We start from the raw sequence: 10,911 nt of genomic DNA, 5'->3' as shown, positions 1-10,911 counted from the left end.
CGCCCGGGCGACGTCGCTGAACGCTCCGACCGGGTGGTTGCGGAACACCGGCGAGGTGCCGAAGAGGAAGCCCTCGGTGCCCGACTCCGTCGAGAACGAGACGGCCGAGGCCTGCCCGGCCGCGTCGCTCCGGGACTGACCCTCGGAGTCGACCCAGTGCCCGGCGACGAACGTGCCGTTCTCCGAGTAGCTCTGCTCGACCGCGACCGACTCGTCGAAACCGGCGAACCACAGTGCCGGCGAGACGAACGCGGTGTCCTGCGGGTAGTCGCCCAGGACTCCGCCGGCGGGCGTCTCGACCGAGACGATGCCGTTGGAGCCGCTGGTGCCGGTCTGCGCGGTCAGCTCGGCCAGGCCGAAGTCGGACACGAAGGCCGCTCCAGCGCCACCGCGGCCGACGACGTCGCCGCCCGCCGCGAGGAACTCCTCGACCACGATGCGGCCCACGGCCTGCTCCGCGGTGAAGGAGAGGGCGCGTCCCACGTAGAGCACGTCTGCGCCCTCGAGGGTCGCGGTGCCCGCGGTGAGCGCGGCCGCGTCGACGGCGACCGCGTCGGCGAAGCCGAGCTTGGCCAGCGCGTCGCGGTCCTCGTTCGTGCCGGAGTAGGCGACGCGGAGGGCGTCGAGCGCCTTCCCGTCCTCGGCGCGCACGCGGTCGGCGGTGGTCGCCGTGAAGTCGACGCCGAAGGCGGCGGCGGCTCCCTCGGCGGCCGCGAGCCCGGCGGCGTCTGCACGGAGGGCGATCGTGCCGTCCTCGAACTGCTCGAGGGCGACGCCGTCGGCCAGCAGCGCGTTGACGGCCTGGTACTCCAGGACGCCGCGCGGCTCGAAGGCGAGGTAGTCGGCGCCTGCCGGGACGGAGCCGACCGGAGCCACGGCGGTCACCGGCTCCAGGCCGACGGCCGGGAGGGCGTCGGTGGTGGAGCCGATCGCCTGCACGTCGGCGCCCCAGAGGAGCGAGAGGCTCCAGGCCGAGACGTCGTACATCTCGGGCACGCGGCTCGAGATGTCGCTGCCGTCGGCGAGGAGGACGTTGGCGAGGCCGCGGACCGACTGGTGCATGTCGACCAGGTAGGTGCCCGCGGGGTAGGAGACTCCTCCGACGCTCGTGGCGGCCGTGGTCCGCGACACCTCGACTCCGTGGGCGAGCAGCTGCGCGACGAGTGTCTCGGCGTCCGAGACGGAGCGCTGTGTGCCGTCGACGGGGATGACGTAGGCGCGCGGGTACTCGGTCGTGTAGACGTCGGTCTCGTCCCAGATCTCGGTCCACTCGGTCGGCACGCCCGCGGGCAGGTCGGCCGCGGAGACGTCGGCGGGGATCTCGACGGCGGGGGCGCCGGTGACGCCGCGCTCGAAGATGGCGACCTGGTTGCTCAGGAGCGCGTCGCGGTTGGCCTCGATGTAGTCGACGGAGGCGTCCATGACGATCCCGGCGACCTCGACGTCGATGTCCGCGTTGGCCTGGCCCTGGGCGATCTCCTCCGGAGTGCTGTTGGCCGTGCGGCCGAGCGGAAGCTCCACCGTGTTGGTGATCGCGCCCTGGAAGGCGACGTACTGCGGGGCGAAGATGGGAGGCCAGTCGTCCCAGCCCGCGCGGATGTCGCGGTAGGGGATGAGGATCTTCCCGGTGTTGTCCGTGGTGGCGCTGCCGTCCTCGGCGAGGTAGGTGTTGCCGGGCACGTCGGCCTCGACGACGCGGCGCTCGATCTCGAGCGCGGTCGCGTAGGCGTGCGGGAGGAAGAGGTCGTACTCGTAGTTCTCGCCGTGCGGCGGGCCGCAGGGCTCGACCTGGAGGATCCCGGTGTAGCCGTGGATGTCGATGAAGTACGTGGGCTGGAGCACGCTCGAGAGGTCGCGGATCACGGCCGCCTCGCTGGTGGCTCCGGTGATCATGTCGCGGTTCGGGTCGTAGCCCGCGGCGACGGCGCGCTGGCCGAGGGCGCGGCCGTCGGGGTTGTTGGTGACGGTGAAGTAGAGGCGGTTGCCCTCGAGCAGCGCCTCGGTCTCCGCGTCCTCGGCGGTGGCGACGCCCTCGATGTACTCGAGGATCGCGTCGCTGCCCTCCCACTCGTTGCCGTGGATGTTGCCGTTGAACCAGACCGGCACCTTGTAGCCGTCCATCAGCTCGGCGTCGGCGGCCGCGGCGGCGGGCTCGTACTTGAGCCGGTCGCGCCACTCGGCCTGCTGCGCCGTCTCGGCCTCGGTCTCGGGGGCGGTGACGGTGACCAGGTAGATCTCGCGGCCGAGGCCGGACTTCCCGACCACCTGGGTCGAGACCCGGTCGGAGCGGGCGGCGAGCGCGTTCAGCTGCGGCGCGATGGCGTCGTAGGGGGTGACTCCGCGCAGGAGCGAGGCGTCGGTCGGGTCGACGGGCACCTCGGTCAGCGGGGTCTGCTGCGGGTAGCTGGTCGGCACCGCGATCGGAGCGGACGGCGGACGCACGATGTCCACGCGGGTGTAGTCGGCGGGTGCTGCGGTCGTGGCGGTCGCCGGCGGGGCGACCAGGAGACCGCCGGCGGCGAGCGCGAGCGCGGCGCATCCGGAGGCGAGGGCGGTTCGAGATCTCAAGCGGAGTTCTTCCCTTGTCGAGGCGTGACGGAACGGATCGGGCCCCCGTCGGCGTCTGGATCTCCGAATCGGATGTGAACCCTCTCAGGAAGATAGAGGCTCCATGTTTCCGTCACGTGTCGGCCGGGTCACCTCCGCGAGATGCCTCCTCGGTACGCCTCGCCCGGCGACTCGAGTGCCCGAGTGGCATCCGGCGAGAGGAGGAAGGAGGGCCCGGTCAGAGGAAGAGGGAGAGGACGAGCGTGGCGCCGAGCGCGAGGACGGAGGCGAGGGAGACGCCGACGGTCACGGACTTGAGGGCGCCGCGGACCGACTGGCCGAGGAAGCTCTGCAGCAGCCAGAAGGTGTTCGAGGTGACGTGGATGCAGAACAGCGCGCCGGAGCCCGCGGCGAGCGCGATCAGCAGAGGGTCGAGGCCGAGTGTCGCGGCGACCGGCGCGACGACTCCGGCCGCCGTGATCGCCGAGAGCGTGACCGAGCCGACCGCGATGTGCAGCACGGCCGCCATCACCCAGACGAGCAGCAGCGGCGCGGTCGCCGAGGTCGAGAAGTAGCCCTTCAGGATCTCGCCGAGGTCGCCCTGCGCGATCACCGCGGCGAGCGCCCCGCCGACGCCGGTGAGCAGGAAGATCTGCCCGCCGTCCTGGAAGCCCTTGGCGACCGCCTTCTCCATCCGCGCGGTTCCCACGGTGGACCGGCCGACCACTCCGGTGCCGATCACGGCGAGGAGGAGCGCGATGACGGGGTTCCCGAGGAACTGCAGCACCGGCAGCTCGATCCCGGAGACGGTGAGCACCGCCTGCGCGGCGATGAGCAGGAGGGCGAGGAGCATGGGCGCGAAGAGGAGCAGGAGCGGGCGCTCGCGGGCGGCGTGGGCGTCCTGCGCCTCAGCGGGACCCGCCGCGTCCTCGACGGACGAGCCGGACGAGCCGCCCGACACCGCTCCGGCTCCGCCCGAGGACGCCCCGCCGCGCCCCCGCGCGCCGAACGACGGCAGCCGTCCGCCGTCCGCATCGGGCGACGCTCCCACCGTCGCGAGCCCGGTCGTGTCGTCGCGCACGACCAGCTGCTCGTCGCGCGCCGGGTCCCAGAAGCCGAGGCGGAACGCGAGCGACATCAGCAGGATCGTGACCACGACCGTCGGCGCCACCACCGCGAATCCGCCGAGCATCATCACGCCCAGCGGCACTCCGAGCAGCCCCGCGAGCGCGACCGCGGCGAAGCCGGGCACCATCATCACGATGCCCGTCTCGAGCCCGACGGCGAAGGTCACGGCGACGATGCCGGTGCCCGCGCGCCCCAGCCGCGGCGCGATCCGGCGCGCGAGCGGGGCCGCGATCACGATCAGCGCGTCGACGAAGATCGTCTGCAGGTAGGTGGCGAAGGAGAGGCCCAGCGCGTAGGGGATCCCGCGGCGGCCGAAGACGCGCAGCAGGCCCTCGACGAGCCGGACGACGGCGCCCATCTCGTTGAGCATCGCGCCGATGAGCACGCCCCAGCCGATCAGGAGGCCCGCCTCCATCATCACCTCGCCGAAGCCGGTGGTCATCGTGGAGACGGTGTCGACGGGGCCGAGCCCGGTGAGCAGGCCGATCGCGGCGGCTCCCACGGCCAGCGCCAGCACCGGGTTGAACCGGAAGCGCACGATCGCGACGACCACCACGACGATCACGAGGGCGACGACGCCCAGGGTGTACCACTCGGGCATGACGTCCTCCTCCGCCCGCGACTGCGCGTGCCGTCACACCCTAGGGGACCGCCGCGCACCCCCTCGCCCCCGCCGGGCACGGGGCCCTAGCGTGGACGCATGGCACTGACGCTCCCCGAGCCCCGACTCCCCTCCCTCCTCGACTCCCCCGTCCTGCGCTGGGGGGTGATCGCGCCCGGCTCGATCGCCGGCTCGTTCGTCGAGGCGCTGCAGAAGCACACCCGGCAGCGCGTGGTCTCGGTGGGCTCCCGCTCGCTGGAGCGCGCGGAGCGGTTCGCGAGCCGGTTCGGGATCGAGCGGGCCTCGGCCGGCTACGAGGCCGTGGTCGAGGATCCGGAGGTCGACGTGGTCTACATCGCCTCCCCGCACTCGGAACACGCCCGCCAGGCACTGCTCGCCATCGCCGCGGGCAAGCACATCCTGGTCGAGAAGCCGTTCGCGCCGACCCCGGGCGAGGCCGAGATGATCGTGCACGCCGCGCGCGACGCCGGAGTGTTCGCGATGGAGGCGATGTGGATGCGCTACCTGCCGCACATGGACGTCGTGCGGCAGCTGCTCGCCGACGGGGCGGTCGGCGCGCCCGCCGTCGTCTCGGCCGACTTCGGCGCCGCCTTCGACTTCGACCCCTCCAGCCGGATCTTCGACCCGGCGCTCGCGGGCGGCGGCCTGCTGGACGTCGGCGTCTACGCCTCCTCCTTCGTCTCGATGGTGGCGGGCACCCCGCAGAGCACCGTCGTCGCCGGCAGCATGACCTCGACCGGCGTCGACGCGACCGCGACGATCGTCGGCAGCCACGCGCACGGGGTGCAGTCGGTGGCCACCTCGACCGTGCTGGCCGACACCCGCCACGCGGCCAGCGTCGCGGGGCGGGCGGGGCGGATCGACGTGCACCCGTCGTTCTGGACGCCGGGCGGCGTGACGCTCACCCGCGGCTCCGAGAGCGGGTCGTGGATCGACGAGACGCCGCTCCAGGGCGGCGAGGGCCTAGCCTGGGAGGCGCTGCACGTCGCGCAGTACGTGACGGAGGGGCGCACCGAGTCGCCGCTGCACCCGCTCGACGAGGTGGTCGCCGTGGTGCGGACCCTCGACGACGCGCGCCGCCGGCTGGGCGTCTCGGTGTAGGGCGGGCGGCGGGAGACCGCCGCCCCGGCCCTCAGCCCGCCGGCAGCTCGACGCGGAAGCTCGTGCGCCCCGGCTCGGACGCGACGAGGACGCGCCCGCCGTGGGCGTCGACGACCGCCGCCACGATCGCCAGGCCCAGCCCCGTCGATCCGGTCGTGCGCGCTCGGGAGGAGTCGCCGCGGGCGAAGCGCTCGAACAGCACCGGCACCAGCTCCGGCGCGATGCCCGGGCCGGAATCGGTGACCGTGACGACCGCGATCGGCCGCCCCTCCGACACCTCCTCGGCGAGCGCCGCCACGACCCGGGTGCCGGGGGGCGTGTGCACGGTCGCGTTCCGCAGCAGATTGGCGACCACCTGGTGCAGCCGGAAGCCGTCGCCGCGGATCTCGATCGGCTCCTCGGGGAGCTCGAGGTCCCACTCGTGGTCGGGGCCCGCGGCGTGCGCGTCCGACAGCGCCTCGATCACGAGCAGCGTCAGGTCGACGGGCTCCTTCTCGAGGTCGCGGCCCTCGTCGAGGCGGGCGAGCAGGAGGAGGTCCTCGACCAGCGAGGTCATCCGGGTGGCGGCGGACTCGATCCGATCGAGGGAGTAGGCCGCCGACTCCGGCAGCTCGGTCCCGCCGCGCCGGGGCAGCTCCGCGTAGCCGCGGATCGCCGCGAGGGGGGTCCGCAGCTCGTGCGAGGCGTCGGCGACGAACTGCCGCACCTTGTCCTCGCTCGCCTGCCGCGATTCCAGCGCACCGGTGACGTGGTCGAGCATGCGGTTGAAGGCGGCGCCGACCCGGCCGACCTCGGTGCGGGTGTCGGCGTCCTCCTCCGGGACCCGCTCGACCAGCTCGACGGCGCCGCGGTCCAGCGGCAGCTCGGCCACGCGGGTCGCCGTCGCCTCCACCCGCTCCAGGGGCCGCAGGGCCACGCGGATGATCGCGGTGGCGACGAGGGCGACCAGCAGCATCGCCAGCAGCACCACCACGACGACCACCCAGGTGAGGGAGGCGAGCGTCTCGGCGACCTCGCCCAGGGGGACGCCGACGACGACCACGGAGCCCTCGACCGCCGCCGCGCGGACGCGGTAGGTCCCGAGGCTCCCGGGCAGCTCGATGGTCGCCTCCTCGCCCCCTGCGGCGACGGCCGCCGCGAGCACCGAGTCGGCCGGGTCCGAGAACTGCCGGCAGACCCCGTCGGCGTCGACGTAGGCGCCGATGAAGGAGCCGTCCGAGCCCTGGACGGCGGTGATGGTGCTGAGGTTCTGGCTCGGGCCGCCGCCGAAGGATCCGCTCGGGCAGGTCGTGGCCTGCTCGATCGCGCTCGACCCGCCGAAGCGGCTCGGCCCGTCGAAGTCCTGGAGGCGCGTGACCGACTGGCTGAGCGACGCGTCCGTGCTGCCGTAGAGGATCGAGCGGGCGGAGAGCACGCTGACCGCTCCCACGACGCCCGCCGTCACCGCGACGAGCGCGACCACGGCGACGACCATCCGCCGCCGCAGAGTCCACGGCGCGCGCCGGCCGCGGCGGGAGCTGCGGAGGGCGGAGCGGGTCGCGAAGTCGCCGAGCGACGGGCGGCCGGTGCGGCTCACTGGTCGGCGGGCTTCAGGAGGTAGCCGGCGCCGCGCACGGTGTGGATCATCGGCGAGCGGCCGGCGTCGATCTTCTTGCGCAGGTACGAGATGTAGATCTCGACCACGCTCGACTTGCCGCCGAAGTCGTACGACCAGACCCGGTCGAGGATCTGGGCCTTGCTGAGCACGCGGCGCGGATTGCGCATCAGGAAGCGCAGCAGCTCGAACTCGGTGGCGGTCAGCTCGATCTCGTCGCCGCCCCGGCGGACCTCGTGGCTGTCCTCGTTCAGCACCAGGTCACCCACGACGACCTCGGGGTCGTCCGCGTCGTTGGCGAGCAGGGTGCTGCGGCGGATGAGGCCGCGCATCCGGGCGACCAGCTCCTCGAGGGAGAAGGGCTTGGTGACGTAGTCGTCGCCGCCGGCGGTGAGCCCGGCGATCCGGTCGTCGAGCGCGTCCTTCGCGGTGAGGAAGAGGACCGGGGTCTCGCTGCCGTCCGCGCGGACCCGCTGCAGGACCTGGAGGCCGTCGATGTCGGGGAGCATCACGTCGAGCACGATCACGTCGGGCCGGAACTCGCGGGTGATCGTGATCGCGGCGCGGCCCTCGGCGGCGGTGCGCACCTCCCAGCCCTCGTAGCGCAGAGCCATCTGGAGCAGGTCGGTGAGGGTGCTCTCGTCGTCGACGACGAGGACGCGGATCGACGTCCCGTCGGCCCGCTTCAGGCGGGTGCGCTGCGCGGGGGCGAGGTGCTTCGAGGGGGCCGGGGTGCTCATGACTCCAGTATCGGGAGTTCCCTATGGATCGGCTATGACCGGCCGATGCCGTCGCTGTGCGCTCCCGATGCGTCCTCCGCGGGATCGGCGTCGAGCTCCTCCGGAGCGATCGCCGCGGTGCGCGCGTAGCCGCGGACCCGCCGGTCGATGAAGGTCGCCGCCCAGAGCAGGACGCCGATCACGAGCAGCACCCCCGCGATCCCGTACTGGGCCGTGTCGCGTCCCGAGGTGATCGGCAGCACCAGGTAGACGCAGGCGATCGTGCCCAGCACCGGCAGCACGGTGGGGGTCCGGAAGTGACGGTGCTCGACCGGCTGCCGCCGCAGCACCAGCACGGAGACGTTGACGACGGCGAAGACCGCCAGCAGGAGGAGCGACGTGGTCCCGCCCAGCAGCACCGCGATGGGGTCGGAGGGGTCGCGCGACACGTAGGCGGTGAGGAGCAGGGCGATCACCGTCGTGAAGAGGATCGCGGCCCACGGCGTGCGCCGTCCGCGCAGCACGTTCTGCAGGAACGGCGGCAGCACGCCCTGGCGGCTCATCCCGTAGAGCAGGCGGCTGGCCATCATCATGTTGATCAGCGCGCTGTTGGCCACGGCGAAGAGCGAGATGAAGGGCAGGAGCGTCGAGATCGGGAAGTCGGGCGCCGCGGCCTCGACGACCGTGACGAGCGGAGTGTCGTTGCCGGCCAGCTCCCCCACGGGGACGATCGCGACGGCGAGCGTGGACACGAGCACGTAGACCACGGCGGTGATGCCGAGACCCGTGAGCATCACGCGCGGGAAGATGCGGCTGGGCTCCTTCGTCTCCTCCGCCATGTTCACGGAGTCCTCGAATCCGACCATCGCGAAGAACGCCAGCGAGGTCGCGGTGCTCACCGCGAGCAGCAGCGACTTGTCCTCCGGCGCCTCGAACGCGACCACCCGCGAGAAGTCGGCCTGCCCGCCGAACACCGCGAAGAAGCAGACGAAGATCACCAGCAGCAGGCCCGAGAGCTCGATCAGGGTGAGCACCACGTTCAGCCCGACGCTCTCGGCGACGCCCCGCAGGTTCACCAGGGCGATGCAGACCATGAACACCAGCGCGATGCTCAGCCGCGTCCCCGCGCCGTCCCCCAGGCCGAACCCGATCGCGAAGTTGCTCGCGAAGGCACCCGATGCGGCGGAGGCCGAGGTGATCCCGCTCGCCATCACGGTGAAGCAGACGAGGAACGTGACGAAGTGGATCCCGAACGCCTTGTGCGCGTAGAGCGCGGCGCCCGCCGCCTGCGGGTACTTCGTCACCAGCTCCAGGTAGGAGCAGGCGGTGAGCGTGGCGACGACGAACGCGATCACGAAGGGGAGCCACGCGGCCCCGCCCACCTCGGCCGCGACCTGCCCGGTGAGGGCGTAGATCCCGGTCCCGAGGATGTCGCCGACCACGAACAGCAGCAGCAGCTTGGGGCCGAGCACCCGCTTGAGCTCGGGCGGGGCGGACGTCTCTCTCGTGGCGGTCATCGTCGGCCCCTCCCGTTGCGGATGAGCGCGAGCCTACGACCGCGGGCACCGCCCCGGGAAGAGCGGGCGCCCGGGGAGCAGGAGCCGACGACACCCACCACTCTGCCGTCGCGCCGTGCGCAGCGCAGCCTCCACCTCGCCGGCGGGAGGCTGCGCGAGGCCGGCTGACCGGATGCTGCCACGGCCGGAGCCTGCCCGGACGTCCCGTGGGCCCCCGCCCCTCCGCCCCGCGCGGAGCCGGGGGTCCTCCGCATGTCCGGATGCTGCCGTGCCCGGATGCTGATCTGGTGCCGCCGACGGGCCTCCGCGAGGCTCGGAGGACCACGACGAGAGGACGCACCATGACCGCCACTGCACCCGCCGCCACCCCGCACCTCGGCCCCGTCGCCACCGGAGGCGCCCTCGCCTGGGCCGCGCTGGCCGCGCTCCTCCTGCTCGGGGAGCCGCACCCCGCGGCGGTCCTCCTGCTCGTGCTCGCCGCCGCCGCCGCGACCTCGCTGAGCGTCGTCGCCGTCGCCCGCCGGCAGCCCCCCGCCCGCCGTACCGGAGTCGTGATCGGTCTCCTCGCCCCCCTCCTCGCGAACGCCGGTCTCACTCCGCTCGCCGCGCTGGTCGGCCCGGCCGTGTTCGGAGCGGTAGCGCTGGTCCTCGCCGGTGAGCTCGCCGTCGTCGCGGTTCTCGCGCGCCGGCGCTGAGTGCGCGCCTCCTACACTCGGGAGGGTCGGGAGAACGGGGGGCCGCCGGTGCTGAGCGAGAACGCGATCGCGCTGTACCTGCACGCGTCCGTGCGCGGAGACTGGTCTCTCGAGAGCGCGTCGGACGAGCTCGGCGTCACCGTCGACGGCCTCCGCGAGGCGCGTGACGAGCTGATCGGGCTCCGGCTGCTCGCTCCGCTGCACGCGGGGGCGGAGTCGCTCGCCACGGCCGCACCGGACATCGCCCTGGCCGAGCTGATCGCCGACGACGAGCGGCGCCTCCTCGAGCTGCAGACCGGGATCACCCGCCGCCGCAGCGAGCTGATGGCCCTCGTCCCCGCCTACCGGAGCGCCCGCAGTGCCCTCGCCGCCGCGGAGCAGGTGGAGGTGATCGAGGACCCGGCGACCGTCCTCCGGCTGCTCCTCGACCTGCAGCGCGGAGCCTCGGAGGAGGTGCTGATCGCCGCTCCCGGCACCAGCAGCGTGGAGCGGCACGAGGCGAGCGACGCCGTCGACCGCGAGCTGCTCGGGCGCGGCATCGCGAGGCGGACGCTGTACCACGACCGCCGCCGCGACAACGCGGCCCTCCGGCGCTCGGTCGCGGAGCTCGAGCCGCTGGGCGCGCGGTTCCGGACCCTCCCGACGCTGCCCTTCCGGCTGGTGGTCTTCGACCGCTCCCTCGCGATCGTCGCCCGCTCCCGCGACGAGGACGACCGCGCCGCCCTGGTCGTCCGCTCCCCCGAGCTCGCGGCGACCCTGGCGCGCGTGTTCGATGCGGCGTGGGAGTTCGCAGCGCCCCTGCACGCGGCAGGTGCCGAGGAGGAGCCCTCCCTCTCCGCGGTGCAGCGGTCGATCCTGCAGGGCCTCGCCGCCGGGCTCACCGACGAGGCGCTCGCGGCACGGCTGGACCTCAGCGTGCGCACCTGCCGTCGGCACATCGCCGGTCTCTTCGAGCTGCTCGGCGCCGAGAGCCGCTTCCAGGCGGGCG

Annotated in this window: 8 protein-coding genes; 3 read left to right on the top strand and 5 right to left on the bottom strand. The window is 73.3% G+C overall.

Features of this window, described 5'->3' with window-relative positions; translation table 11 throughout:
• Positions 1-2,568, bottom strand: a 2,568-nt coding sequence (locus tag C5D04_RS16715) for a M14 family zinc carboxypeptidase (RefSeq protein ID WP_104348061.1), incomplete at its 3' end; no start/stop codon positions are given.
• 217 nt (positions 2,569-2,785) lie between these two features.
• A complete protein-coding gene (locus tag C5D04_RS16710; protein ID WP_104337726.1) occupies positions 2,786-4,276 on the bottom strand; it encodes a GntP family permease in 1,491 nt (496 codons plus the stop codon).
• A 99-nt stretch (positions 4,277-4,375) separates the two neighbouring features.
• Between C5D04_RS16710 and C5D04_RS16705 the strand changes: the two genes are divergently transcribed.
• The gene (locus C5D04_RS16705; RefSeq protein ID WP_104223651.1) at positions 4,376-5,398 is read left to right on the top strand and encodes a Gfo/Idh/MocA family protein; all 1,023 of its coding nucleotides are present in this window, start codon (positions 4,376-4,378) and stop codon (positions 5,396-5,398) included.
• Positions 5,399-5,429: 31 nt separating this feature from the next.
• On the opposite strand, the gene C5D04_RS16700 is transcribed toward C5D04_RS16705, so the two are convergent.
• From C5D04_RS16700 to C5D04_RS16690, 3 genes are read right to left on the bottom strand one after another with little or no spacing between them, the layout of a single operon-like run.
• Positions 5,430-6,974 carry a cell wall metabolism sensor histidine kinase WalK gene (locus C5D04_RS16700; protein WP_219812137.1) on the bottom strand — a complete coding sequence of 515 codons (1,545 nt, stop codon included), beginning with the start codon at positions 6,972-6,974 and terminating at the stop codon, positions 5,430-5,432.
• On the bottom strand, positions 6,971-7,732 hold the full coding sequence (locus tag C5D04_RS16695) for a response regulator transcription factor (RefSeq protein WP_104348060.1): 762 nt from the start codon (positions 7,730-7,732) through the stop codon (positions 6,971-6,973). The genes C5D04_RS16700 and C5D04_RS16695 overlap by 4 nt, the downstream gene beginning before the upstream one ends.
• A 32-nt stretch (positions 7,733-7,764) precedes the next feature.
• The gene (locus C5D04_RS16690) at positions 7,765-9,228 is read right to left on the bottom strand and encodes an APC family permease (protein ID WP_104247764.1); all 1,464 of its coding nucleotides are present in this window, start codon (positions 9,226-9,228) and stop codon (positions 7,765-7,767) included.
• A gap of 341 nt (positions 9,229-9,569) precedes the next feature.
• On the opposite strand from C5D04_RS16690, the gene C5D04_RS16685 reads away from it, so the two are divergent.
• The gene (locus C5D04_RS16685; protein ID WP_104266762.1) at positions 9,570-9,923 is read left to right on the top strand and encodes a hypothetical protein; all 354 of its coding nucleotides are present in this window, start codon (positions 9,570-9,572) and stop codon (positions 9,921-9,923) included.
• A 48-nt stretch (positions 9,924-9,971) separates the two neighbouring features.
• The coding region (locus C5D04_RS16680; protein ID WP_104348059.1) for a LuxR C-terminal-related transcriptional regulator at positions 9,972-10,911 on the top strand (940 nt) is incomplete at its 3' end.

This window comes from Rathayibacter sp. AY1D2 (assembly GCF_002932695.1).
Taxonomy (GTDB): Bacteria; Actinomycetota; Actinomycetes; order Actinomycetales; family Microbacteriaceae; genus Rathayibacter.
Note: the sequence above shows the minus strand (reverse complement) of the source record. Positions and strands in the feature narration are given on the sequence as shown.

What these genes read in the sequence shown, in the direction of transcription:
- C5D04_RS16695 (WP_104348060.1), bottom strand. Translation starts at nt 7,732, where the DNA reads ATGAGCACCCCGGCCCCCTCGAAGCACCTCGCCCCCGCGCAGCGCACC.
- C5D04_RS16685 (WP_104266762.1), top strand. Translation starts at nt 9,570, where the DNA reads ATGACCGCCACTGCACCCGCCGCCACCCCGCACCTCGGCCCCGTCGCC.
- C5D04_RS16690 (WP_104247764.1), bottom strand. Translation starts at nt 9,228, where the DNA reads ATGACCGCCACGAGAGAGACGTCCGCCCCGCCCGAGCTCAAGCGGGTG.
- C5D04_RS16710 (WP_104337726.1), bottom strand. Translation starts at nt 4,276, where the DNA reads ATGCCCGAGTGGTACACCCTGGGCGTCGTCGCCCTCGTGATCGTCGTG.
- C5D04_RS16705 (WP_104223651.1), top strand. Translation starts at nt 4,376, where the DNA reads ATGGCACTGACGCTCCCCGAGCCCCGACTCCCCTCCCTCCTCGACTCC.